Annotated in this window: 20 protein-coding genes and 2 pseudogenes; 9 read left to right on the top strand and 13 right to left on the bottom strand. The window is 73.0% G+C overall.

Features of this window, described 5'->3' with window-relative positions; genetic code table 11:
• Window positions 1–53: 53 nt before the first annotated feature.
• The 4 genes from E4N63_RS02115 (at window position 54) to E4N63_RS02100 (ending at window position 6,139) form a co-directional block, all read left to right on the top strand.
• Window positions 54–2,687 (top strand): molybdopterin oxidoreductase family protein, encoded by a 2,634-nt coding sequence (locus E4N63_RS02115; protein WP_230239745.1) that lies wholly within the window; start codon window positions 54–56, stop codon window positions 2,685–2,687.
• 2 nt (window positions 2,688–2,689) lie between these two features.
• Complete coding sequence (locus E4N63_RS02110) at window positions 2,690–3,157, top strand: hypothetical protein (protein ID WP_230239744.1); 468 nt, start codon at window positions 2,690–2,692, stop codon at window positions 3,155–3,157.
• On the top strand, window positions 3,154–3,699 hold the full coding sequence (locus E4N63_RS02105) for an HPP family protein (RefSeq protein WP_230239743.1): 546 nt from the start codon (window positions 3,154–3,156) through the stop codon (window positions 3,697–3,699). Before E4N63_RS02110 ends, E4N63_RS02105 begins: the two co-directional genes overlap by 4 nt.
• A gap of 220 nt (window positions 3,700–3,919) precedes the next feature.
• Window positions 3,920–6,139, top strand: coding sequence for an NADP-dependent isocitrate dehydrogenase (locus E4N63_RS02100; RefSeq protein ID WP_230239742.1), 2,220 nt, complete (start codon window positions 3,920–3,922; stop codon window positions 6,137–6,139).
• Between the two features lie 200 nt (window positions 6,140–6,339).
• Here the strand turns inward: E4N63_RS02100 and E4N63_RS02095 are convergent, their stop codons facing one another.
• Window positions 6,340–7,371 carry a hypothetical protein gene (locus E4N63_RS02095; RefSeq protein WP_230239741.1) on the bottom strand — a complete coding sequence of 344 codons (1,032 nt, stop codon included), beginning with the start codon at window positions 7,369–7,371 and terminating at the stop codon, window positions 6,340–6,342.
• A gap of 140 nt (window positions 7,372–7,511) precedes the next feature.
• Here E4N63_RS02095 and E4N63_RS02090 point away from each other — a divergent pair, with 140 nt between their 5' ends.
• The 4 genes from E4N63_RS02090 (at window position 7,512) to E4N63_RS02075 (ending at window position 11,255) form a co-directional block, all read left to right on the top strand.
• A complete protein-coding gene (locus E4N63_RS02090) occupies window positions 7,512–8,345 on the top strand; it encodes a TetR/AcrR family transcriptional regulator (RefSeq protein WP_230239740.1) in 834 nt (277 codons plus the stop codon).
• Window positions 8,346–8,865: 520 nt separating this feature from the next.
• The gene (locus E4N63_RS02085; RefSeq protein WP_043466162.1) at window positions 8,866–9,126 is read left to right on the top strand and encodes a hypothetical protein; all 261 of its coding nucleotides are present in this window, start codon (window positions 8,866–8,868) and stop codon (window positions 9,124–9,126) included.
• A 19-nt stretch (window positions 9,127–9,145) separates the two neighbouring features.
• The gene (locus E4N63_RS02080) at window positions 9,146–9,823 is read left to right on the top strand and encodes a response regulator transcription factor (RefSeq protein ID WP_039818088.1); all 678 of its coding nucleotides are present in this window, start codon (window positions 9,146–9,148) and stop codon (window positions 9,821–9,823) included.
• A gap of 22 nt (window positions 9,824–9,845) precedes the next feature.
• Window positions 9,846–11,255, top strand: coding sequence for a HAMP domain-containing sensor histidine kinase (locus tag E4N63_RS02075; RefSeq protein WP_230239739.1), 1,410 nt, complete (start codon window positions 9,846–9,848; stop codon window positions 11,253–11,255).
• A gap of 42 nt (window positions 11,256–11,297) precedes the next feature.
• On the opposite strand, the gene E4N63_RS30900 is transcribed toward E4N63_RS02075, so the two are convergent.
• The 4 genes from E4N63_RS30900 to E4N63_RS02055 all read right to left on the bottom strand — a co-directional run bounded on the left by E4N63_RS30900 (window position 11,298) and on the right by E4N63_RS02055 (window position 13,649).
• On the bottom strand, window positions 11,298–11,630 hold the full coding sequence (locus E4N63_RS30900) for a peptidoglycan-binding protein (protein ID WP_230239738.1): 333 nt from the start codon (window positions 11,628–11,630) through the stop codon (window positions 11,298–11,300).
• The gene (locus E4N63_RS02065) at window positions 11,627–11,851 is read right to left on the bottom strand and encodes a hypothetical protein (RefSeq protein ID WP_230239737.1); all 225 of its coding nucleotides are present in this window, start codon (window positions 11,849–11,851) and stop codon (window positions 11,627–11,629) included. The genes E4N63_RS30900 and E4N63_RS02065 overlap by 4 nt, the downstream gene beginning before the upstream one ends.
• A gap of 284 nt (window positions 11,852–12,135) precedes the next feature.
• Complete coding sequence (locus E4N63_RS02060; RefSeq protein WP_125622281.1) at window positions 12,136–12,609, bottom strand: hypothetical protein; 474 nt, start codon at window positions 12,607–12,609, stop codon at window positions 12,136–12,138.
• Between the two features lie 83 nt (window positions 12,610–12,692).
• Window positions 12,693–13,649, bottom strand: a complete 957-nt coding sequence (locus E4N63_RS02055) for a hypothetical protein (protein WP_125622283.1) — start codon at window positions 13,647–13,649, stop codon at window positions 12,693–12,695.
• 375 nt (window positions 13,650–14,024) lie between these two features.
• On the opposite strand from E4N63_RS02055, the gene E4N63_RS02050 reads away from it, so the two are divergent.
• A complete protein-coding gene (locus E4N63_RS02050) occupies window positions 14,025–15,056 on the top strand; it encodes a helix-turn-helix domain-containing protein (RefSeq protein ID WP_125622285.1) in 1,032 nt (343 codons plus the stop codon).
• Window positions 15,057–15,083: 27 nt separating this feature from the next.
• On the opposite strand, the pseudogene E4N63_RS02045 reads toward E4N63_RS02050, so the two are convergent.
• From E4N63_RS02045 to E4N63_RS02010, 8 genes and pseudogenes are all read right to left on the bottom strand, one after another.
• Window positions 15,084–16,202 (bottom strand): annotated as a pseudogene (locus E4N63_RS02045) (glycoside hydrolase family 43 protein); the annotation flags it as partial.
• A gap of 218 nt (window positions 16,203–16,420) precedes the next feature.
• A pseudogene (locus E4N63_RS02040) lies at window positions 16,421–16,912 on the bottom strand (CotH kinase family protein); the annotation flags it as partial.
• 293 nt (window positions 16,913–17,205) lie between these two features.
• The gene (locus tag E4N63_RS02035) at window positions 17,206–19,050 is read right to left on the bottom strand and encodes a CotH kinase family protein (RefSeq protein WP_308188627.1); all 1,845 of its coding nucleotides are present in this window, start codon (window positions 19,048–19,050) and stop codon (window positions 17,206–17,208) included.
• A 240-nt stretch (window positions 19,051–19,290) separates the two neighbouring features.
• Window positions 19,291–20,124: a polyphosphate polymerase domain-containing protein gene (locus tag E4N63_RS02030; protein ID WP_230239736.1), complete on the bottom strand. Its 834-nt coding sequence runs from the start codon at window positions 20,122–20,124 to the stop codon at window positions 19,291–19,293.
• Window positions 20,121–20,762 (bottom strand): DUF4956 domain-containing protein, encoded by a 642-nt coding sequence (locus tag E4N63_RS02025; protein ID WP_125622291.1) that lies wholly within the window; start codon window positions 20,760–20,762, stop codon window positions 20,121–20,123. Before E4N63_RS02025 ends, E4N63_RS02030 begins: the two co-directional genes overlap by 4 nt.
• Before the next feature lie 682 nt (window positions 20,763–21,444).
• Window positions 21,445–22,593 carry a PP2C family protein-serine/threonine phosphatase gene (locus E4N63_RS02020; protein ID WP_185831084.1) on the bottom strand — a complete coding sequence of 383 codons (1,149 nt, stop codon included), beginning with the start codon at window positions 22,591–22,593 and terminating at the stop codon, window positions 21,445–21,447.
• A gap of 339 nt (window positions 22,594–22,932) precedes the next feature.
• Window positions 22,933–23,460 carry an ATP-binding protein gene (locus E4N63_RS02015; RefSeq protein WP_230239735.1) on the bottom strand — a complete coding sequence of 176 codons (528 nt, stop codon included), beginning with the start codon at window positions 23,458–23,460 and terminating at the stop codon, window positions 22,933–22,935.
• A gap of 158 nt (window positions 23,461–23,618) precedes the next feature.
• A complete protein-coding gene (locus tag E4N63_RS02010; protein ID WP_230239734.1) occupies window positions 23,619–24,212 on the bottom strand; it encodes an ALF repeat-containing protein in 594 nt (197 codons plus the stop codon).
• Window positions 24,213–24,263: the final 51 nt, after the last annotated feature.

Below are 24,263 nucleotides of genomic sequence, written 5' to 3'. Positions count from 1 at the left end.
GCCGGCCGGGCTTGCCGTTGCCCGGTCGGGCAACGGCAAGCCCGGCCGGCGGTATGCGGAGTGTGGAGCGGCGGCGGCCGGGTACGCGTCGGCCCCGACGCACACCCCCGAAGGAAGAGGCCGCCGTGAGCGACAGGATCGCCGACGTCTGGGGCACCCGCACCCCGCACGCGCGGGACACACCTTGGCCCGTCCGCGTCGACTCCCACCTCGACGCGGACGTGGCCGAGCAGGACGTGGACCGGTGGGTGCAGTCGGCGTGCGTGCTCTGCAGCAACGGCTGCGGCTGTGACATCGCCGTCAAGGACGGCCGCATGGTGGGCGTGCGTGGCCGTGCGGCCGACACCGTCAACCACGGCCGGCTCGGGCCCAAGGGGCTGTACGGATCGTGGCAGTGGAGCCGCACCGACCGGCTCACCCGTCCTCTCGTCCGGGACACGGACGGAGAGCTGGCCGAGAGCGACTGGGACACGGCGATGGAGCGGATCGTCACCCGTTCGAAGGAGCTTCTGGCGACCGACGCGGGCGGGCTCAGCCACGCCTTCTACACCAGCGGCCAGCTCTTCCTGGAGGAGTACTACACCCTCTCCGTGCTCGGGAAAGCCGGGCTCGGCACCCCGCACATGGACGGCAACACCCGGCTGTGCACGGCGACCGCCGCGGCCGCGCTCAAGGAGAGCTTCGGTTCGGACGGACAGCCCGGCAGCTACAGCGACATCGAGGCCACCGACGCCGTCTTCCTCTACGGCCACAACATGGCCGAGACCCAGACCGTGCTGTGGGCGCGGGTCCTCGACCGGGTGCACGGCCCGAACCCGCCCCGTGTCGTCGCTGTCGACCCCCGTACGACCAAGGTCGCCGAGGCGGCACGGGAGACCGGCGGGGTGCACCTGGCGCCGCTGCCGGGCACCAACCAGGCGCTGATGAACGGCCTCACCCGGGAGATCGTCCACAACGGGTGGCTGGACGAGGACTACATCGCCCGGCACACTCTCGACTTCGACGAGCTGCGCTCCACCGTCGAGCCGTACACCCCCGAGCACGTCGCGGAGATCTGCCGGGTCCCGGCGGCGGACATCCGCCGCGCGGCGGAGATCTTCGGCACCTCGGAACGGGTGCTCTCCACCGTCCTGCAGGGCTTCTACCAGTCGCACCAGGCCACCGCCGCCTCGTGCGCCGTCAACAACCTGCATCTGCTCCGCGGGCTCATCGGCCGCCCCGGATGCGGCATCCTCCAGATGAACGGCCAGCCCACGGCGCAGAACACCCGCGAGTGCGGCGCCGACGGCGATCTCCCCGGCTTCCGCAACTGGAACAACTCCCGCCACGTCCAGGAGCTGGCGGAGCTGTGCAAGGTGGACCCGATGGCCATCCCGCACTGGGCGCCGCCCACCCACGCGATGCAGATCTGGCGCTACTGCGAGCAGGGGTCCGTCAAGCTGCTCTGGATCTCCGGCACCAACCCCGCCGTCTCCCTGCCGGAACTACCCCGCGTCCGGGAGATCCTGCGGCGGGAGAACCTCTTCGTGATCGTGCAGGACGGATTTCTGACCGAGACCGCCCGCTTCGCGGACGTGGTGCTGCCGGCCGCGATGTGGGGCGAGAAGCAGGGCACGTTCACCAACGTCAATCGCACGGTCCACCTGTCCGGGAAGGCGGTCGAGCCGCCCGGCGAGGCCCGCGCCGACCTGGACATCTGGCTGGACTACGCCCGCCGGATGGACTTCCGCAACCGGGACGGAGCCCCGCTCGTCCCGTGGTCCGATGCCGAAGGTGCCTTCGAGGCGTGGAAGGAGTGCACCCGCGGCCGGCTCGTGGACTACACCGGGCTGTCGTACGAGAAGCTGCGCGGCGGCAGCGGCATTCCCTGGCCGGTCAACGAGGCGGCACCGGAGGGCACCGACCGCCTCTACGCGGACGCGGAGTTCCCCACCCGCGTCGATGCCTGCGAGACCTACGGCCACGACCTGCTGACCGGGGGCGCGATCGACGAGCAGACGTACCGGGCCAAGCGCGCCGAAGGCCGGGCCTTCCTCAAGGCCGCACCGTATGTGCCGCCGCCCGAAACCCCCGACGAGAGCCATCCGTTCGCCTTCACCTCCGGCCGTACCGTCTACCAGTTCCACACCCGCACCAAGACCGGCCGATCCCGCGCACTGCGCAGGGCCGCCCCGGACGTGTGGATCGAGCTGTCCCGGGACGACGCCGCACGGCTCGGCGTACGGGAGGGCGACCGGGTGCGGGTCGAATCCCCCCGGGGTGCGATGGAGGGCGCGGCGCGGATCGGCCGGGGCCGGGACGGGGTGGTGTTCGCCCCGTTCCACTACGGCTCCTGGGAGGCACCGGGAACGGACGGCGCGGCACCGGACGGGCACCCCCGCGCCGCGAACGAGCTGACCCTCACCGAATGGGACCCCGTCTCCAAGCAGCCGCTGTTCAAGCTGGGCAAGGCCCGGGTCACCAAGGTCGCCGACGGCACCGGACCGTCCCCCGGGCCCACCACCACGGCCTCCGCACCGGCCGAGCCGGACGGTGTCCCGCGCACCACGGGTGGTCCGGGCGACGAGACGTCCGAGCGGATGGACGCCGCCCCGCCGCCGCGCCCGCCCGTGCCGGCGGCGCAGGCGTCCTCAGGGCGGCCGGCCCCCGGCACGACGCCCGCGACCGCCCCGTACCGGGAGGACTGACCATGCACCTCGCCACCTACGTCGGCCTGCAGCACGAGTCGTCGAGGACGCTGGCCGGTGCCTTCCGCCAGGTCGCCGACGGCCACGCCGCCGAGCCGGACGTGTACGTCATCTGCCACCAGCTCGCCGAACGGAGCGACGCGCATGTCGGGAAGCTCGCGCCGATCGCCCGCCGGTACGGCGAGCGGCGCATGGACGAACCCGAACGCCTGCACGCCGAGGAGATGCCGGAGACCCGCTCGGGCCCCGTCGGCCTCCTCCGCGACCTCCAGGACCTCTACACGCTCGTCTCCTTCGCGGACATCACCTGGACCGTCCTCGGCCAGGCCGCCCAGGGCACGCGCGACCGCGAACTGCTCGGCGTGGTCGAGTCCTGCCGGACGGACACCCACCGCCAGCTGCTCTGGCTGAACACCCGCATCAAGCAGGCGGCGCCCCAGGCCCTCATCGCCGCGGAGGACACCGCATGAGCGAGCAGCAGCCGGGCGGGCTGCTCGGCACGGCGGAGAAACGTGCCGGACGGCTCGGAGGCGGCGCGTACGCCTTCGTCCTCAGCCTCGCCGTTCTGGCCGGGTGCGGACTGGTCGGGCTGCTGGTGGAGCAGCCGTTCCTCTTCCCCAGCCTCGGCCCGGTGGCGATGCTGTTCTTCGAATCGCCCCGCCTGCCCTCGGCCGCGCCCCGCAACACCCTCGCCGGGCACGGCGTCGCGATCCTGGCGGGAGCCCTCTGCCTGCTGCTGTTCGGGCTCACCGACGACCCGCCCGTCATCCAGCAGGGCCTGACCGCCGCCCGCATCGGGGCCGCCGCGCTCTCCGTGGCGCTGACCGCGCTGGTGCTCAAGCTGCTCGCAGCACCCCACCCGCCGGCCGGCGCCACCACACTGATCGTCAGCCTGGGCCTGCTGACCTCGGCCTCCGAGCTGGTCACCATGGCTCTCTCGATCGTCCTGCTGACGGTCCTCGGCGTGGCGCTCAACCGCCTGTTCGGGGTGCGGCAGCCGCTGTGGACCTGAGACGCGGGCTCGGTGCCGGGACGCCACCCCGTCGTCCGCGATGCAGGCCGGTCCGGCCTGCGCCCGGCCGCGTACGCCCGGCCGCCCACCGCCCCCCTGCCGGGAACGGCGGAGGGGAACCCCGTTGCCGCACCGGGCAGGGCCCTGTCGAGGGACCGGGAGTCAGGAGATATCTTGATGTCGAGCAATGTTATCGACGTGACGTGGAGCGGAGCACCAGGTGACTGACTCGACCATCATCTACACGCACACCGACGAGGCCCCGGCCCTGGCGACCTACTCGTTCCTGCCGGTGGTCGAGGCCTACGCCTCGAAGGCGGGGGTCACCGTGGAGAGCCGTGACATCTCCCTGGCGGGCCGGATCATCGCGGTCTTCCCGGAGTACCTCAAGGAGGACCAGCGGATCGACGACGCCCTCGCCGAGCTCGGCGAGCTGGCCAAGACGCCCGGTGCCAACATCATCAAGCTGCCGAACATCTCGGCCTCCATTCCGCAGCTGAAGGCCGCCGTCGCCGAGCTGCAGGAGAAGGGATACGCGCTGCCGGCGTACCCGGACGACCCCAAGACCGACGAGGAGCGCGAGATCCGCGCCCGCTACGACAAGGTCAAGGGCAGCGCCGTCAACCCCGTGCTGCGCGAGGGCAACTCGGACCGCCGCGCCCCCGGTTCGGTCAAGAACTACGCCAAGGCGCACCCGCACCGCATGGGCGCCTGGTCGGCCGACTCGAAGACCAATGTCGCCACCATGGCCGAGAACGACTTCCGCTCGACGGAGAAGTCCACCGTCATCGCCGAGGACGGCTCGCTGCGCATCGAGCTGGTGGGCGAGGACGGCTCCGTCACCGTCCTGCGCGAGTCCGTACCCGTACTGGCCGGCGAGGTCGTGGACGCCGCCGTGCTGCGCGCGGCGGCGCTGCGGTCCTTCCTCGCCGACCAGGTGAACCGGGCCAAGGCCGAGGGCGTGCTGTTCTCCGTGCACCTCAAGGCCACGATGATGAAGGTCTCCGACCCGATCATCTTCGGCCACGTGCTGCGCGCCTTCTTCCCGAAGACCTTCGCCCAGTACGGTCCGGCGCTGGCCGCGGCCGGCCTCAGCCCGAACGACGGCCTCGGCGCCATCTACAAGGGTCTCGACGCGCTGCCCGAGGGCGCGAAGATCAAGGAGTCCTTCGAGGCGGAGCTGGCCGACGGCCCGGCACTGGCCATGGTCGACTCCGACCGCGGCATCAGCAACCTGCACGTCCCGAGCGACGTCATCGTCGACGCCTCCATGCCGGCCATGATCCGCACCTCCGGCCACATGTGGGGCCCGGACGGCGAGGAGGCCGACACGCTCGCCGTCATCCCGGACAGCAGCTACGCGGGCGTCTACCAGACCGTCATCGACGACTGCCGCGCGAACGGCGCCTTCGACCCGTCCACCATGGGCTCGGTGCCCAATGTCGGCCTGATGGCGCAGAAGGCCGAGGAGTACGGCAGCCACGACAAGACCTTCGAGATCCCGGTGGCGGGCACCGTGCGCGCCGTGGACGGCAAGGGTGAGACGGTGCTGGAGCAGAGCGTCGCCCCCGGCGACATCTTCCGCATGTGCCAGACCAAGGACGTGCCGATCCGCGACTGGGTCAAGCTCGCCGTCACCCGCGCCCGCGCCACCGGCGCCCCGGCCGTCTTCTGGCTGGACGAGAGCCGCGCCCACGACCGCAACCTCATCGAGAAGGTCCGGGCCTACCTGCCGGAGCACGACACCGAGGGCCTGACCATCGAGATCATGTCGCCGGTCGAGGCGACGGCCTACTCGCTGGAGCGCATCCGCCGCGGTGAGGACACCATCTCCGTCACCGGCAACGTCCTCCGCGACTACCTGACGGACCTCTTCCCGATCCTGGAGCTGGGCACCAGCGCCAAGATGCTTTCGGTCGTCCCGCTCATCAACGGCGGCGGGCTCTTCGAGACCGGCGCGGGCGGCTCGGCGCCCAAGCACGTCCAGCAGCTCGTCAAGGAGAACTACCTGCGCTGGGACAGCCTGGGCGAGTTCTTGGCCCTCGCGGTGAGCTTCGAGCACCTGGCGCAGACCACGGGCAACCCGGGCGCCCAGGTGCTCGCCGACACCCTCGACCGCGCCACCGCCACGTTCCTCAACGAGGACAAGTCGCCCAGCCGCAAGATCGGCGGTATCGACAACCGCGGCAGCCACTTCTACCTGGCCCTGTACTGGGCCCAGGAGCTGGCGCGGCAGACCGACGACGCGAAGCTCGCGGAGGCGTTCGCGCCGTTCGCCGAGACGCTGGCCGCCGAGGAGCGGACGATCGTCGACGAGCTCGCCGCGGTGCAGGGCTCCCCGGCCGACATCGGCGGCTACTACCAGCCCGACCCGGCCAAGGCCTCGGCGGTCATGCGCCCGTCGAAGACCCTCAACCAGGCGCTGGCAAGCCTGAGCTGACCCGGCGGCCGTGGCGCCGGGGCGGGACCTTCCGGGTCTCCGCCCCGGCCCGCACCCGTAGGACTCCGCCCCGGCCGACATCCCGCCCGGCCGGGGCGGTGGTGTGCGCGGGGCGGTGTGGTGTGTGCGGCCGCGGACACCGGGACGTCCGCCGCGGAGGGGACGCGGCGGACGTCCGGGCGCCGGCGTCGCGGGGCCGGTCAGGCCGCGGCGGTCCGCGGCTCGGCTGCCGACGCGCCGGGGCGGGTGCTCCTGTTGCGGCGGTCGGCGATCAGGAGCAGCACCAGACCGACGGCGACCCAGCCGGCGAGGACGAGGGCCGGGCCGGTCGCGCCGGTGCCGTCGAAGAAGGCGTTGGCGCGCAGCAGGCTGCCCGAGGCGCCGGGCGGCAGGAGCTGGCCGAAGGCTGCCCAGCCGGAGGGGAGCCAGTAGGGACCGCTGCCGAGGCCGGACAGGGGGTTGCCCAGAAGCATCATGACGGCGGCTCCGGCGCCCAGGCCGGCGAAGCCCGCGAGCGCTTCCAGGCCGATGAACGTCATGGACAGGGCCGCCATGCCGAGGCTCAGGGCGAGGGCCGTGATCCAGTAGCTGCCGTCCAGGGACCCGGTCCCGTACTGGAGGAACGCGGTGACGGCGGCTCCGGCGAGCAGGGAGAAGAGGACGACGCCGGCGAAGCGGGTGCGCAGGCCGGCGTGGCCGGGGAAGAGGCGGGTGAGGACGACGGCCGGGAAGATCCCGCCGAAGATCAGCGGCAGTCCGGCGGCGGCGAAGCCGGCCCCGCGGGGGTCGTCCTCGGGGTAGGGCACGAGGTCGTGGACGGCGGCCGGTATCCGCTGCCGGTCGGCGACGGAGTTGCCCAGGGCGGTCAGGGCGCCGGTGGCCGTCGGGGCCCCGGCGGTGGCCGTGTAGAGGTCGATCCGGTCGGCGGTGAGCGCCAGGCCGCCCGCGATCTCGCGCTCCTCGACCGCGGAGGTGAGGGCGGGGAGGCCGCCGTAGACGGTGACGTCCCACTCGGGTCCGTCGAGCTTCTCCTGCAGCGCCTGCGCGGCGGGCCGCGGTCCGGTCACGCCGACCGGGATCCGGTGGGGGCCGCCGTTGACGCTGGGGAGGGCGAAGGCGCAGAGCATCAGGACGACCACGGCGGTCAGGCCGAGCAGGACGGCCACCAGCTTCCGTGGTGTGCCCGGCCCGTCGTCGTCGGTCCGTGCCGGGGGTGGGGTGTGCTCGGACATGAGGCCTCTTTCCGGCCCGCCCGCCACGCGTCGGCCGCGGAAGGGGCGGGGCAGGGTGATGGTGGGAAAAACGGCGTGCCGCGGAAGCCGGTCCGGACGGAGGCTCCCGTGATACCTGATTACAAGGTACTCTTATTCATGTGTCAAACCTCAATGATGCCTCAGCCCAAGCGGTTCCCGACGAGGTGGTGCGCGCCGCGGTGCGCGTCTCGCGCGCCCGTGGCGTCCCGGTCGCCGGCGTTCCCCTGATCGCGGTCGCCGAGGAGGCCGGGATCTCCCGGAGCACCCTGATGCGCCGCCTCGGCGGCAGCCGCCGCGCCCTCGACGAGGCGGTGCGCGCCGCGGGGGTCGATCCCGGGGGGCAGCGGTCGGTCCGGGAGCGCGCGGTGGAGGCGGCGGCCGAACTCGTCAGCGAGCAGGGGCTCGTCGCGCTCACGCTGGAGCGGGTGGCCGGCGCCGCGCAGTGCTCCGTGCACAGCCTCTACGCGGTGTTCGGCGGCCGGGACGGCCTGCTGCAGGCCGTCTATGAGCGCCACAGCGCGATCCTCGACGTGGAAGCCGTCCTCGCGGGCCCGCGCGAGGACCTGCCGGAGACGGTCCGGACGATATACCGCCTGCTGGTCGAGGTCCTCAACCGCGAACCGCGGGTCATGCCGGCCATGCTCGCCGATGCCCTCTCACGCCCCGACGACCCGGCCGTCAGCGGCATCTTCCAGCACGTCTTCTCCCGCGTGATCGACGGCGTGGGGCAGTGGCTCACCAGCGAGATCGCCGCCGGCCGCATCCGCGACATGCCCCCGCTGCTCCTCGTGCAGCAGATGACCGGCCCCCTCTTCGCCCACTTCGTGATGCGCTACGCGGGCGCCCACGTGCCGGGCGTCACCCTGCCCACGTCCGAGGAGGCGGTCGAGGTCTTCACGCGGAACTTCCTGAAGGCCGTGGCCGTCCGTCCCCCGGACGACGGCGGGACCTGACGCGCCGCGGAGGGCCGGTGTGCCGGCCGGCCGGGACGCACCCCGAATGTCCCGTGCGCCGGCCTCTCGCACCCGGACGCGGCCCCGCTGTGTTAACTGCGTCTTACCGCACGTTCTCCCTGGATTTTTCCGCTCCAACCCGCCCCATGGCGCGCGGTTTTCTTCGGCATGATGAGAACCGCCGCTCAGGGTGCGGTCACCGAAACCCTCCATCGGACGCATCCTCCGCACCGTCCACCAGGGAAGCGCCACCCCCGTGCGCCGGCTTCCCGCTCCGGACGGACGGCACCCGGCCGGAAGACGCACCCGGCCCCGGCCCGGTCCCCAACCGCCCCTCGGGGGCCGGGCCCCCGGGGGCGGCACCGCGCGACCGCTGGACTTCACCACCGCCCGGGCGCTCCCGGCGGAGGTGGCGACGAAGGGACGGTAAGGCCATGTGCGAGGGTGCCGCGGAGACCGGCGGCCGCCCGGCCCCGCCCCCGGAACGCCGCAGAGGCACCGGGGGAAGGGGCGTCCCGGGATGACCAAGTGGATCGTCAGCATTCCCACGCTGCGCGACGAACCCGGCGAACCCGGAGGCCGGATACCCGGTGTCCAGCTCTATGTGGTGGAGGCCTCGCACCCCCGGCTCGCCCGGCGCGTGGCCCTCGACCGTGCCGCCGGAGCCCCGGCCCTCCGCCACCGGCGGGGAGCGGCGCTTCTGGTGGAGAAACTCGTCATCTCCCCCTGGAACGGCCCCGATTGCAGTGTTTCCCCGCCGACCGCCGGTCTGCCCCGCTGAGTTCGTCTACCGTTCCGGCATGCCCACGGTACTTGTAGTCGAGGACGACGACCTCGTCCGTGACGTGCTCACCCGCTCCCTCACCGCCGCGGGCTACGACGTCACGGCGGTCGGCACCGCCATCGAGCTGATGCGCCGCATCACCCCGCCCGTTCCCGATCTCGTCGTACTCGACCTCGGACTTCCCGATCTGGACGGCAGCCAGGTGCTGCGGATGCTGCGGGCCGTCAGCCGCGTCCCCGTCATCATCGCGACCGCGCGGAACGAGGACGCGGAGATCGTCCGGCTGCTGCGCGACGGCGCCGACGACTACCTGGTGAAACCGTTCTCCAGCGAACAGCTGGCCGCCCGCGTGCACGCCGTGCTGCGGAGGTCCGGACAGGCCCCTCCCTCCCGGCTCCAGGTGGGCGACCTCGTCCTCGACCTCCAGGCGCGCGGCGTCACCCTGGAGGGGAAGACCATCGAACTCAACCGGCGCGAATTCGACCTGCTCGCCTACATGGCCCGGCGCGCGGGCGCGGTCGTCACCCGCCGCGAACTGCTGACCGAGGTCTGGCGCGGCAGCGACGTCTACGAACGCACCATCGACGTCCACCTCTTCTGGCTCCGCCGCAAGCTGGGGGAGACCGCCGCCGCCCCCCGCTACCTGCACACCGTGCGGGGCGTCGGACTCCGGCTCGAAGCGCCCCGGTCATGACCTCACGGGGGTGGCGGACGCCATGACGCTGCGAGGCTGGCACGCCCGGCTCTCCCTCGGCATCTCCCTGCTCACCGCCCTCGCCTTCGCGCTGCCGCTGGCGTTCTTCGCCCGCCAGCAGGCGGCCGAACGAGCGCAGCAGACCTCCGAACGGCGGGCGGCGACCCTGGTCACCGTCCTCGGCGCCACCCAGCAGCGGAGCGAACTCGCCGCCGCCTGGCGCAGCTCCGGCGACGACGCGCTGTCCACCTGCGTCCGCCTCGGCGGCGGCGTGGTGGGCCGCTGCCCCGCCCCGGCCGTGTACGCCGAGCGGGCGGCGGAGCAGCGGCGCGCCCTGTGGGTCCGGCCACCGGGCCGCGAGGAGGTCCTGCTGCTGCCGGTCTCCCTGCCGGACGGCGGGACGGCCGTGGTCGAGTCGGCGGTACGGGAGGAGGAGCGCTCCGAGGGCGTGCTCACGGCCTGGCTGCTCCTCGCCGGGGCCGTGGCCGCGCTGACCCTGATCTCGGTGACCGGCGCCGACCGCATGGCGCGCCGGCTCAACCGCTCCGCCACGGAGCTGGCGCGGGCCGCCGCGGCGGTGGGCGAGGGGGATTTCCGCGGGCGTGTCGCGGTCGAGGGCCCGGTCGAGGTCCGGCGCGTGGGCCGGGCCTTCAACGCCATGGCCGACCGCATCGACGAACTGATGCGCGCCGAGCGGGAGTTGCTGGCCGACCTCTCGCACCGGCTGCGCACACCGCTGACGGCCCTGCGGCTGGAGGCGGACCTGCTCGCCGTTCCCGCCAACTCCCGTCTCCGGGCCGGGCTGACGGCTCTGGACCGTGAGGTGACGAGCCTGATCAGCACCACCCGGAGCGGACCGGCCCGGGAGCGGCTGCCCGGCCGCTCGTCCAGCGACCTGCCCGCGGTGGTGGGCGGCCGGATGGAGTTCTGGTCGGCGCTGGCCGAGGCGCAGGGCCGGGAGTGCCGGGTGTGGCTGGGACGCGGTCCGCTGCCGGTGGACCTCCCCGCGGACGACCTGACCGCGGCGCTCGACGCGCTGCTGGGCAACGTCTTCCGGCACACGCCGCCGGGCACGGGCTGCGGGGTGCAGGCGGGTTTGCTGTCGGGCGCCCCCCGCCTCGTGGTGGAGGACGCCGGACCGGGCATCGAGAGCCCGGCCCTCGCGGCGGCCCGCGGCGCGAGCGAGGGCGGGTCGAGCGGCCTGGGGCTGGACATCGCCGCCAAGGCGGCCGAGGCCGCCGGGGGACGCCTGGTGGTCGACCGGAGCCCGTGGGGCGGGGCCCGGGTCACGATGGTCTTCGGGCCCGTACCGGACGGCGGGGCCGTGGACGCGAGCGGCAACGGTCACCGGTGGACGGGACGGAACGGTCACCGGAACGCGAGCGGCCGCCCGCCCCGGAACGCGACCGGCGGCGGCACGGCGGAGCCCTGAGCCGCCGCCGGAACCCGGGCCGGCCCCCGCTCGCGGGGCCCGTCAGGTCTCGGCCTCCAGGGCGCTGCGGGTGGCCGGCCCGTACACGCCCGGCGGGTCGGCCTCGATGCGGCGCATGGACTGGTAGTTCTGCACCGCGGCCTCGGTCGGCTGGTCGTAGGACCCGTTCAGGGGAGCCGTTTGGACCCCGACCTCGCGCAACTGCTGTTGCAGGCGCAGCACTTCGGCCCCCTCGTCGCCGCGCCGCATGGTCCGGTCGGCGTCCCCGGTGCCCGCCGTACCCGACGGACTGCCGGCCTCCGGCGGGGACGGCGGGGCGGAACTCGGCGCGATCCGTGGTGGCGGGGCCGTCGGCGGGACGGTGGTGGTGATCACGGGCCCGGGGAGGGCCGGGCTGTCACGGTCGTGGTGGCGGACGGAACCGGGCTGGGCTTGGCCTGGATCGTCGGGGACTCCGGCGGGTCGATCGGGGCACCCAGCATCCGGACCAGGGTGAACGCCAGTAGCGCCAGGGCCGCGACTCCGGCGGCCGGCAGCAGGCGCCCGCGCCACCGCCGGTGCGACCGCTCCGCGTTCTTGTGCCGCCCAACAGGCATCGTTGCCAGCCTTTCCTTCGCTGAGGCGGCAGGTCCGCTGCCACCCGCGAGTCGGCGCTCCCCCTGTCTTCCGCTCCGGCCGGCGGCCGGTGGACTCGTTGGTGATTGTAGGCGGCAGCGACCCTCCGCCCGCGGCGAGTTGAAATTTTCAGCCGCCGCCGGCGCGGTGCTCCCGGGCGGCGCGGCCGGTCACCGTCCCGGCCGCGGCAGGGGACGCGGGGACGCCCCGGCAGGCGGACTCCGCCGTGCCGGGGCGCCGGACGGGCCGGGCCCGCGGGGAGGGATCAGGTGAGCCAGTTCCCGTTGCACGCGGCGTTGGACACCCACCGGTGGGAGCTGATGGCGTTGTCGGCCTTCGCCCCGCTGGTGAAGTAGTTGTCGCTCAGGTCGCTGACGTAGTACTCGGACTTGGCGATGCAGGCGTAGCCGCCGCTCCAGCCGGTACCGGTGCCGTTGTAGACCGCGACGGCGCTCCCGGACGTCCCCTTGTGGAGGATCGAGCTCGCGCTGTTGGTGTCGCCTCCCTGGAACGAGCCGCCGCTGTCACCCCAGTTGGAGTCGTCGCCGTAGGCCTTTCCGAGGAAGCCGCTGCAGCCGTAACCGGAGTACGCGTAGAAGTAGCCGGAGGTCGCGGAGGGCCAGGCGTCCGCGCAGCCGGCGAGCGCACCGGTGGGGGCCGCCTGCGCGGTGGTCGCGGGAACGGCCGCTCCGAGAGCCGCCAGGGCGAGCGTGGCGAGGACGGCGGGGATTTTGCGCATGGTGTGGTGCTCCTTCTGCTGGTGGGTCTCCGTGGATCGGTGCGCCCCGCGGCTGGACGGCCGGGGGAGTCCTGGGGGATCGATCAGTCCGCCGCGCCCGGGAGGGCCCTCGCCCGCTTCAGCGCGGTGAGGCCCATGCGCCGGTGGGCGGCGATCTCGTCGCGGTACCGCCCGAGCTTCTCCGCCCGGTACTCGCGGTCGAGCGCGCGTGCGGTGCGGTACAGGGGCGTGCCCGTCGCGCAGGTGGCCTCGGCGACGGCGAGCTCCACTTCCGCGGCGTGCGCTTCGGCGGCGTCCATGCCGCGGGTGAGGGCGGGCAGCTTCTCGCGGATCTCGGGCGGCCCGGCGTACGGGTGACCGGCCTCCCGCATACAGGACGCCCAGGCCCGGAGCGCGCGCCGGAAACGTTCGTCCGCGAGGATGCCCGGGGTGTACAGGGGTGCCACCCCGGTGGCGGTCTTCTTGGCGCGGAACCAGGCCGGGAAGTCGCCGTACAGCCGCTCCGCGGCGGTCTCCAGACAGCCGCCGCGGAGGGTCTGGACGGTGCCGCCCGCCGGGAGTTCGACGCTGACCACTCCCTGCTCCGGGGTGCCGTCGAGCGCCTTGTTGTAGCGGATGAGTTCGGCCCTCGGCAGGGACCGGGCGTACGCGGTGTTCCGGTCGGCGAGCCGGGCCTTCTCCGCCTCGGCGGCGAACCGCCCGCCGTAGCCGTGCCGCTCCGCCCGGTCCACGTCGTGCAGGACGTAACCGTGGCCCTGCCGCTCGGCGGCGCCGGCGACGCGCCCGGCCCAGTAGCGGAAGCCCTTCTTCCTCATGCAGGACTCGATGAGCCGTTCCTCGCCCCGCTCCACCACGGCCTGCTCGGCCGGGGTCAGTTCCCGGGGCATCGTGCCGGCCGCCCGGACGGCCGCCGGGCCGTCCGCCGCCGCGCCGGCGTCCGCCCGGCCGCACCCCGACAGCACGGCCGTGGTGGTGAGAACCACCCCCGCGCATGCGGCCGCCAAGCCCTTGCCCACCGCGGCGCGAAGCCGTGGAACCATGTGCCACCCCCCGGAGTGAACAGCCCGGACCCGTGTCACGCCCGTGAGGCGTGGGGTCACTGGTGCCTGCGGGACGAGTCTCGGGGAGGGCGCGCCCCGGCTGCTGAGCACCCAGCGCCAGCCCCTGCGCACCCAGCGCCAGCCCCGGCCGCTGCTCTCCTTCCGGAACGGCCCGCGGCCCGTGCCCGGCCGCCACGCTCTCCGGCCACCGCTCCGACCGGCGCGTTTGCCGACCGGGCCGCGTGGGCAACCCACGACCGGTCACTGTGGTCGCTCGCCGGTCATCGTGCGGCGCGGCCCGACCCCCCGCGTCCGCCGGCGGACCCGCGGCCCCGGTCACCGACGACAGCACCGTGGTCCGGACAAGGGAGCGGAATGATCGTGACACGCTTGACGACCGAGGGCCTTCCCGCAGCCGAACGCTTCACCTGGTGGTACGAGAAGGCGCGGGCCGCGCTGCTGCCCGTCGTGGTGCGCAGCGGCCATACCGGCGACTTCCACGCGAGCGCCGACGTCCTGGAACTCGGCAGCGCCCGGATCACCGCCCTGACCGTTCAGCCGCTGAGCATCGCGCGCACGCCCGAACTGATCCGCGGCGCGGACCCGGAGTGCTATCAGCTCTCCCTCCCCCTGAGCGGGAGGATGCAGCTCTCCCAGTCCGGCCGGAACGCCGAACTGCGCGGTGGCGACCTGGTGTTCTACGACTCCTCACGGCCCTTCCACGGCCGGGTCTCCGCCCCGTCCGGACGCGCGAGACACATCGTCGCGCAGATCCCCAAGCGTCTCGTGCCGCTGCCGGCCGGGGCCGCGGACCACATGACCGCCGTCCGCATCCCCGGGGACAAGGGTTTCGCCGAGCTGCTCGTCCAGTTCCTCACCCAGGTGACCGGCCGGGCCGACCAGTACGGTCCCGCCGACACCGCCGGACTGTCGGCCGTCTTACGCGACTTGTTCGCGGCCACCGTCACGCAGTGCCTCGCCGAGTCCGCGGACCTCCCCGACGAGAACCGCCGGCAGGCCCTCACCCTGCACATCCACACCTTCATCCAGCAGCATCTGGGCGACCCGCTGCTGACAGCGGCCCGCATCGCCGGCGCCCACCACATCTCCCTCCGCTCCCTGCACCGGCTCTTCCAGCAGCAGAGCACCACGGTCGCCGCCTTCGTCCGGGGCCAGCGCCTCGAACACGCCTGCCGGGACCTGGCCGACCCGCGCCAGCGGTCCCGTCCCATCCGGGCCATCGCCGCCGGCTGGGGATTCACCCGCCCCGGCGACTTCACCCGCAGCTTCCGTGCCACCTACGGCCTGCCGCCCAGCGCCTACCGGCAGCTGGCCCTGGCCCCGCGCGGTGCGGGCACCCCGCCCGGCGGGCCGGCCGCGGCGGCCCCGGAGGCGGCCGCGACCTGACCCGGTCGTGCCCGCGCGCCCCTACCGGGCGGCCAGGCGGTCGTACTCGGCCCGGGTGACCGGGACCACGGTGCCGTGGCGTGGCGAAGCGGGGAGGTCGTAGGACGGGGAGATGCTCCAGCGGCCGGAGGCGAGATCGGTGGTCTCGAACGGCACGTAGCCGCGGCCGCCGAACTCGTCGATGAACAGGTACCACTTCTCCTCGGTGTTCGACTTGAACACCGCCGGGCCCTCGCCCTGGCTGATCCCCGGGCCCGCCGCGCCCTCGCGTCCGATGCAGTCGGCCACCGGGCTCCACGAGGTGGCCAGCAGGTCGGTGGAGCGCTCCTGGGTGATGAACTTGCCGCAGGGGGCGGACGAGCTCTGGTTCCGCTCGTCCTTGGTGAACCGGTGGTAGACGCCCTGGTGCCGGATCACGGTGGAGTCGATCACCGAGTGGCCCGGGTCGTGCCAGACCCGGGCCTCGCTGAAGGTGGTGAAGTCCTTCGTGGTCGCGTACATCATGCGGTTGTGGCTGCTGCCGGTGTGCTGCGGGTCGTCGGCCGCGTACAGCTTGGACGCCAAGAAGACGACGTACTGGCCGCGGCTCTCGTCCCAGTACGCCTCCGGGGCCCAGGTGTTGCCGGCCGTGGGCGGGGAGACCCGGACGGACCGCTGCGGGGACCAGTTCACCAGGTCGGCCGACTCCCACACCATGATGGAGCGGCTGCCGTGGCGCTGGGCGCGGTCCCAGTCGCCGTTGCCGTGGATCCGCAGGTCGGTGGCGATCAGGTAGAAGCGGTCGCCCTGCGGGGAGCGGATGAGGAACGGGTCCCGCACGCCGCGGTCGCCGAGCGTGGAACGGAGCAGCGGGGCGCCGCCGTTCAGCTCCCGCCAGCGCAGGGGGTCGTTGCCGTCGCTCAGCGCCATGTGCACCTGCTCGCCGTCGGCGGTGCCCTCACCGGTGAAGTACGTGAAGACGTATCCGGCGTACGGCTCGGCGGCGGACGTGCCCCCGGCGCCCGGCGGGGAGCCGGCGAGCGGGCCGGGACCGGCGGCGGCCGGGGGCCCGGCGGTCGCGGTGAGGAGCGCGAGGAGGAGGGTGAGGGTGCCGGTCAGCACGGCGGCACCGAGGCCGCGGCGCGGTGAACGGGGGGTCCCGGGCATACGTCCCACTTTCCCGAACCAGTGTGTGTGGGGGAGGGTTGCGGAATGGCCGTGCGCAGAAGCAGCGACGCGCAGTGGGGCGCGGGCGCGCCATCGCTGTCCGCCAGTATGCGCTTACTGGGGTGTCGGTCAACACCGCGCCGGGCGTGCCCCGGTGGCGGTGGTGCGGGCCGCCGCCACCGGGAACCGGGGGCCGATCCGTGGGCCCGGGGACGGGATCAGTACCGCTGGGCCCCCGAGCCCGGGACCACGCCCGTACCCCGTTCCGGGGCGGGCTCCGTGCCCGGCTGCCAGCCGGAGGCGTCCAGCCAGGCGACGCGTCGCGTCATCCAGTCGCGCATGAACTCCACCTGCCCCTCCCAGGTGTCGGCGGTCGGGGTCTGGAAGAAGCCCACCACGGGATCGGTGAGGTTCGGCCACCGCTCGAAGTTGCGCCGGGCGGCGTCGCCGAGCGGTGCGGCCAGCGCGTCGATCCGGCTGTTCAGCCGCTCGTCGGACAGCGGCCCCCGGCGCAGTTCCTGCCAGCGCGCCTCGGCCTGCCGGGCGAACGCCGGGTCGGCCATCAGCCGGACGAACCAGTCGTTCGCCACCGGCTGCCGGGTCTGCTCGAACTGCCGGCCCTCCGTCAGATGGTTCTCGAAGTAGCCGCCGGTGCCGAAGGAGAGGTCGTAGTCCCACAGCGGACCGGCGGTGATCCTGCCGCCCCGGTCCTTGTGGAAGTACTGGCTGCATGGACAGCGCGGCGAGCAAGCCGACCGCGCCGCCGGTTCGTCTTCTGCGCACCGTTCGACACCTCACTTCATGACGTCAGGGGAAAAGGGTGATGGGGGACGCGGGGACGGGCGATGGAGGGCCCGGGCGCGCGGACCCCGCCGGGAGGGGTGCGGATACGGCGGAGGGCCGCCGGCGCTTGCCGACGGCCCCGGTGCCGATGTGTGCGATGTGTGCGATGTGCGGTGTTCGCCGCAGGTGCGTGCCGGTGTGGTGCGGCGGTGCCGGTACCTCAGCCGGAGGAACCCTGCCGCCGCTCGGCCGCCTCACGGAGATGCGGCAGAAGCGGTGCCGCCTTCTCCTGCGCTCCCGGTGCGGTCGGCCACGGCGGCGGACTCGTCTCGCCGACCTCCCAGCCGGAGGAGTCGATCCAGGCGGCCCGCTGCACCAGCCAGTTCTGCATGAGCGTCAGCTGCTCCTGCCAGGTCTGGGTGGTCTGGGTCTGGAACGGCCCGACCGTCCTGGTGTTGAGGTTGGGCCACTTCTGGAAGTTGCGCTGGGCCCCGTTGGCCAGTGGCGAGGACAGCTGCGTGACCCGGTTGCGGAGCTGCGCGTCGGACAGCACGCCGCGGCGCAGTTCCTGCCAGCGGGCCTGCACCTTCTGGTTGAACGACGGGTCCTGCATCAGCTTCAGGAACCAGTCGGTGGTGCCGAAGCCGAAGAACGGCTGGAACTGCCAGCCGTCGACCGGGCTGCCGTTCGGTATGGCGTTGAACCCGAGGTCGTAGTCCCACAGCGGCCCGGCGGTGAGCTTGCCGCCCCGGTCCTTGTACATGTACATGCTGCGGAGGTAGGAGTCGCCCTGCCGTCCCATCTCATTGAGAATGATCAGGTTCACGAAGGAGTCGACGTCGATGTAGGCGGGGTATCCGGTCTGCGGATCGGAGGGATTGGCGCTGCGCAGCGCGTTGTGGAGCTTCTGGACGTACTGGGTGATCCACGTCTGCTGCTCGGGCTGGAGGTCGTCCGGTTCCGTGACCTCCAGATCCGACCAGCACTCCTGCCCGGTGCACGGCAGCTTCGGCTCCTCGGCCGCCCAGGCGTCGAACTTCATGACGTAGCCGCCGGTGACGGCGGGCTCGGTGAGGTCGCTCTTCTTGAGCTTGGCGATGTCCAGGCGGTCCGGTGACACCTTGATGTTCTCGTCCAGCAGGTACACGCCCTGGTAGTCGTCGGCGCCCATCGGCTGCCCGTCCAGGTTCAGATACACCTCGACGAACCGGTGGCGGGGCGTCTGCAGCCCCATCTCCTGCCCCAGGGTGTACGCGAAGGCGTCGCGGACCAGGGTCTTGTCGGGGAACGGGCCGCGGAGCACCCAGTCGGACTCGGCGGGCATGCCGAGCACCGGGTAGTCGGCGTCCTTGTCCTCGTTGTCGCGGAACTCGATCCGGTACGGGGCCTTCTCGAAGGTCGCCGAGGACTGCCCGCGCAGGTGGAAGGCGGCCCGGGTGGACACCGCCGGTGCCGCGCCCAGCGAGGTGGACCCGCCCTGCGGCTCCATGACCATGGCGGCGACGTCCGCCCACTCGCGGTCCGGCTTGCCGCCGCCGTAGGCGTCCAGCACGAGGAGCGGCAGGTCGTGGTTGGCGTCGACACTGCGCGCGACGTACACGGCCGTGCCGGGCTCGCCGCTCGCGGCCCCGTTCACGAAGGCCTGGGCGCGGAGCTGCGTGGTGCTCGTGAGACGCAGCGGGCCCGAGTACACCGTCGACGAGGCGGTCGGCAGCTGACCGTTGGTGGTGTAGCGGATCTGGGCGTTGGCGATGGTGGTGCTCAGGGAGACGGACACCTCGTTCTGGAAGGTGCCGCCGGGGGTGGAGAAGGTGATGTCCCCGGTGAGGTCCTCGGCCGACTGCTTGCCGGCGGCGATGTCGGCCTTGGTGGGAGCGGGCGCCTTGGCCGCGTCACCGCCGGACGTGTCCCCGAGCCCGGCTTTCTGGGCTGCCCGGGCCTCCTGGGCCCAGGATCTGTCGGGTGGCGCGGGATCACCCTCCGCGCCGGCGGGGCCGGTCATGCCGGTCATGACGAGGGACACCGCGGCCAGCAGGCCCACCGCGCCCATCCGTGTTCTGCGCACAGAGCAACACCTCGATCTTCGCGAAAGGGCACGGCGTGCCGGCGGCAGACGCCGTTGGCTGCCGCCGGGCCCGCGTTCCTTTACCTGTGTGTGCGTACGTGTGAGTGCTTCCACGTGCTGGTACGTGCTGGTACGTGCTGTGCCGGTACGTGCCGCCGGGCGGCGGAGCGGGGCACCCGGCCCCCGAACCCCCGCCCGGGCCACACGCGTTGACGGCGGCCCGCGTCCCCGGCCGGGACCTCAGCCGACCGCGCCGGCGCCCGACAGCTCCATCGCCGGCGGGTACGCGTCGTCGGCGCCGGACGTCACCTCCTGGAAGTCCCGGCGCAGCGTGCGGCGCCAGGGCGTGGCGGGCAGGTACGGGCGCAGCGCGGCGAGGCCGGTGGCGTACTTCGAGATGCGGCTGGGCCGGTACTTGTTCTGCCACAGCAGCCGGTCGACGGGAGAGGCCGTGGAGCCCGTCTTGGTCTCCACGATCGCCATGTGCGGCAGGCGCAGCTCGCGGTCGCCGTCCTGCCACATCAGCCCGGTGTCGATGGTGACGCGGCTGTTGGTGCCCGGGAGGTAGAGGGTGGCGCGGTGGTACCGGGTGGTCAGCGTCGGCACGAACGTGAACCGGTGACTGCCGTCGATGCGGTTCCGGGCCAGGGTGGTGTCGACGAACCGCCGCCCGGGGACGAGCGTGTCGGAGTCGTCCGGGGCGTAGGGCAGGCGCGCCTTGACGGTGTTGTCGCGGGAGCCGCGGGTCTTCACCTCCAGCCAGCACTCGTCCGACTGCTCGTAGACCCGGGTGCGGACCTTGAACCGGCGGCGCCGGCGGTGCGCGGTCAGGCGGTAGCTGATGAGGTCCGGGGTGTCGAAGTACAGCGACCGGTAGGCGAAGCGCCGGTCGCCGTCGATCTCCAGGACCCTGGTGTCGGCGGGCAACCGGGTCAGCAGGGTGCTCAGCGCGTCGGCCGGCAGCACGTACTTGCGGTCGACGCGGGTCTGCAGCATGGCGCAGGCGAGGAGTTCGTCCAGCCCGATGGACGGCAGCTCGCCGAGCGCGGCACCGAGCGGTGCGGGGGCATTCACGGCCGCACCGTCAGCGGGGACGCGCCCGTTCCGGCGGTGGGCGCCGGCCCGGTCCGGGCCGCGGTGTCGCCCTTGGCGCCGCGGCCCGCGGGGAGGCTGCGGTAGCGGACGTCCACCACGGTGGTGTCGTTGACCAGGTCGAGCCGCTGCACGGTGGCCGAGTGGACCCGGGTGCCGAGGGTGTTCTCCAGGTGCGCCACCAGCGCGGTGTGGTCGGGAAGCGCCGTGTCCAGCACCATCACCTGGCGTCTGTAGCTGCGGAACAGCCGCGGATGGTCGCCCACGTAGAGCACGGCCAGGATCAGCGCCATCAGCCCGACGGACCGCCAGGCGTTGCTGGTCGCCATGGCGCCGAGGACGCCGAGGGCCAACGCGGAGAAGTAGTAGGCGACTTCGTGCTGGTCGAGTTCCGTGGAGCGGAGCCGGATGATCGACAGGACGCCGAAGAGAGCCATGCCCAGGCCGAGCCCGGTATTGGAGCCGCTGTTGGCGAGGGAGCTGGCGACCGCGAGCACACCGACGTTGACACCGAGAAAGGCCACCACCAGGTCCCGGCGGCGGTGGCGTGGGAAGTAGAGGCCGAACACCAGGAGGCTCACTGCGGCGATATCGCAGAGAAACAGGACAGGTTGGGCCATGGCGGGTCCTTCCGGTGATGTGGGGGGTGTACGCGCGGTGAACCAGCACCGGCCTGGCGATGACAAGAACGGTAAATGTGGTAAGACTGCGGCCGCCATCCACTTCCGGCCCATCATGATCCGGGAAACACGCAGGTCACGTTCGGGATACCGGCGGCCGCCCGGGCCGTTCGGCTCCCCGCCCGCGAGGCGTCGCGGCAGCTCAGGCCATGGGTCGGCAGGTCGGACGCCCCTGTGGCGGGGATCACGTTCCCAGGTGACCGGAACTGTTGGTCGCGCTGCGGTTACCGGAAAGTTTCCGGCGGGAAACGAGGACTTCTGTCGCTCTCTCAGCCCCTGGACGGCCCAGCTCAGCCGCTTCGCTCAAGGCGCGGACCTGGCCGAGAAGAGGACTCCGGTGCTCACCGGAAAGGCTGCGCCCCGTCCAGTTACCGGAAATCTTCCGGAACGAAATTGCGCTCGGGAAACGGAAGTTGGGGCGAACGGACACCGGTGTGGCCACAGGGGCGGGAACGTCAGGGGTGACACCCGATCCGCTGCCCCGGAGGTCCGCGGCGGTCCCCGGCACACGAGTGACGGCGACCGCTGACCGGGACAGCGGTCGGCACCATGGAGGGGCACTGGCGGGTCAGTGTCACCGACGGGGGCGGGATGAAGCCGGCTGAACGAGGGGTGGGCCGGCCTACCGGCCGTGCCCTGGGCGCGCCACCGCGTCGTGCCGCCGTCCGCCCCCTGTGACGGCGGCGTCCGCGTCCAGGGTGACGGCGAAGAGTGCGGCGTCGTCCTGCAGATTGCCCCCGGTGTGCTGGAGGACGGCGGCAAGGAGGGCGTCGAGCACCGCGTCCGGATCGGGCGGGAAAGGCCGTGACAGCACCGGAACGGGGTCGAAGAAGACGCCGTCGGCGTCACGGGCTTCATCGATGCCGTCGGTGAACAGCACCAGGGTGGCTCCGGCGGGCAGGTCGAACCGGTCGACCGGGACATCGTCGCCGCCGAGGGCGGCCAGACCCAGCGGCAGTGACGGTGTGGCCGGCTCCAGCGGGCTCACCCTGCCGTCGTGGACCAGCAGCGGCGCGGGGTGGCCCCGGTTGGCGATGCGCACCACGGAACTGTCCGTGGAGAGTTCCGCGATGACGGCCGTGGCGAACGACTCGTCTTCCTCCCCGGTCGCTTGCCCGTTGGCCCGCATCCGGTCCTCCAGCTGCCGGACGACACCCGGCAGATCCGGACGGTGTTCCGCGGCCTCGTGGAACGAGCCGAGCAGGGCGTTGACCGTACGGACCGCCTCCAGCCCTTTGCCGCGCACATCGGCGATGAGCATCCGGACGCCGTGGGAGGTCTCCGTGATCGCGAAGAGGTCACCGCCGATGGCGGCCTCCTCATGGGCGGCCTCGTACCGGGAGGCCACGGCCAGCCGCCCCACCCGGCGCGGTGGATCCGGGAGCACCGCGCGCTGGACCGCCGCCGCCACCTCGCGGCTCGTCCGCAACTGCCGCCGGTCCCGGGTCAGCAGCGCATTGAGGACGGCCGCGGTGCAGGTGAGAACGACCAGGCTGATGAGTGCCACGACGCTTTCCTGGGTCGGCTCCCTCTCCAGGTACACCACCTCGGTCCCCACCAGGGTCGCCGCCACACCGGTGGCGATCGTCCCGCGCAGGGAGAGAAGCAGCGCGGCCACGCCCGGGGCGGCCGCGAGCAGGGGGAACACACTGATGCTCCCCGGGGTGGCCACGTCGAGCACGAGCGCGACCGCGATCACCGCGGCCGGCAGCCACCGGAGCCGCCGACGCCTCTCCATCGCTTCCATCGCTTCCGTGCGGTCCTTGCGCATCCCGTGTCCCTGAGGTGATCGTCCGGCGGGTTCTGAAACCTCCTGCGAGGACTGACACCTACCATGCGGCGGAGGCGCGCCGCAGATCTCGCCGTGCCGCCACGACACGCAAGCGGCCTCTTCCCGAGGGCCCGAAGTGCCACGATGACGCCCGCCCCGGCCGGTTCCCGCGGCCCGCGCGAGCCGAGCCGGGAATCCGGCAGGCCGCACGCATGGAGTACCCACGCGGGCGAGCCGGCCGGTCCCCGCCGCGGACACGGTCGCTCCCGCGGTGTACGCACGCACGAACCCGGATGCGGGAGCCGCCGTCCGTGGCCCTCCTCGGCGCCGAGCCGCCGATCACTCAGCCGGACCCCGCTTGCCCACCGCCAGCCGCGCCCAGACCGTCTTGCCCGGGGCACCGGTGCGCCGGGTGACGCCCCAGCCGTCCGCGAGCCGGGAGACGAGGAGCAGGCCCCGGCCGGACTCGGCGTCCCCCGGCGGTTCGGCGGCGGACCGCGGCGGCACCTGCTCGGCGCGGGTGTCGGTCACCTCCACCCGCAGGGTGCCGATGCCCTCCGTGAGGACCACCCGGAAGTCCCGTCCCGGTACGCGGCCGTGGCGGACGGCGTTGGATACCAGCTCACCGGTGATGAGGGTCAGCGTCTCGTTGACCCGCGAGGTGTACGGGTGGCCCCACTCCTGCAGCCGGTGCGAGACGAGCCGCCGCGCGAGCCGCGCCCCGCGCGGGGTGGCGGTGAAGTTCATGGCGAACTCCCGGAGGGGGCGGGGCGTTTCCCGGGAGGCCGGTACGGATCCGGCGGGGGCCGCAGCGGCGGTGCCACCGGTGGTGAGCGGCAGGCTGGGATGCGGATGTGCGCTGTTCATGGCCCCCACGGTTCCTCCCCGCAAGGCCCGTGACGAGCAGGAACGCGCTGACTTCTCAGAGCCGTAGGCGGGCACCGGGCAGGAGTAGGCGGAGTGGGCGCCGTACGGCGGAGGGCTCACGGTGAACGGGGGGCGGACTCCGGGGTGTTGGAGACGGCTCAGCTGTCGACCTCGTACTGGCCGACCTCGAGGAAGTAGCTCAGCGCTTCGGGGGTGCCGTCGTCCAGGGCGGCGCTCGCCGCCGCGCGCAGGGCGTCGCTGCTGTCGGGGTCGGCGAGGATCCGGAAGACGGCGACGCGGTCGTCTTCGGCCTGGGCGAGGCGGAGGCCGGTTTCGAGGAAGGCGCGCACGGCCTCGGGGCTGCCGTCGTCGAGGGCCTCGTTGGCCTCGCGGACGACGGCCCTGCCGCTGTCGGGGTTGGCGAGGATCCGGAAGACGGCGACGCGGTCGTCCTCGGCCTGGGCGAGGCGGTAACCGGACTCCAGCCAGGTGCGCATCTCCTCCACGGTGCCGTGGTCGAGGAGTTCGTTGGCCTCCTGGGCCACGCGCCTGCCGCTGTCGGGGTCGGACAGGATGCGGAGGATCGCGATGCGCAGGTCGTCCGCGTCCATGTCGTCGTAGGGGGAGCCGACGTCCGACGCCACGGTGGCCGTCGGTGGCGTCGCGGCGGTGGCCGGGGACGGCGTGGCGAGCAGCAGGGCCGGGGCGAGGGCGCCGGCGGCCACGGCGAGGGTCGCGCGGGTCAGTCTCAAGGGTCAACCACCTTGTGTCGTAGGCGTGGAGTGCGGCGGGAGGCATCCTTC

This window comes from Streptomyces sp. MNU89 (assembly GCF_020982505.1).
Lineage (GTDB): Bacteria > Actinomycetota > Actinomycetes > Streptomycetales > Streptomycetaceae > Streptomyces > Streptomyces xinghaiensis.
Note: the sequence above shows the minus strand (reverse complement) of the source record. Positions and strands in the feature narration are given on the sequence as shown.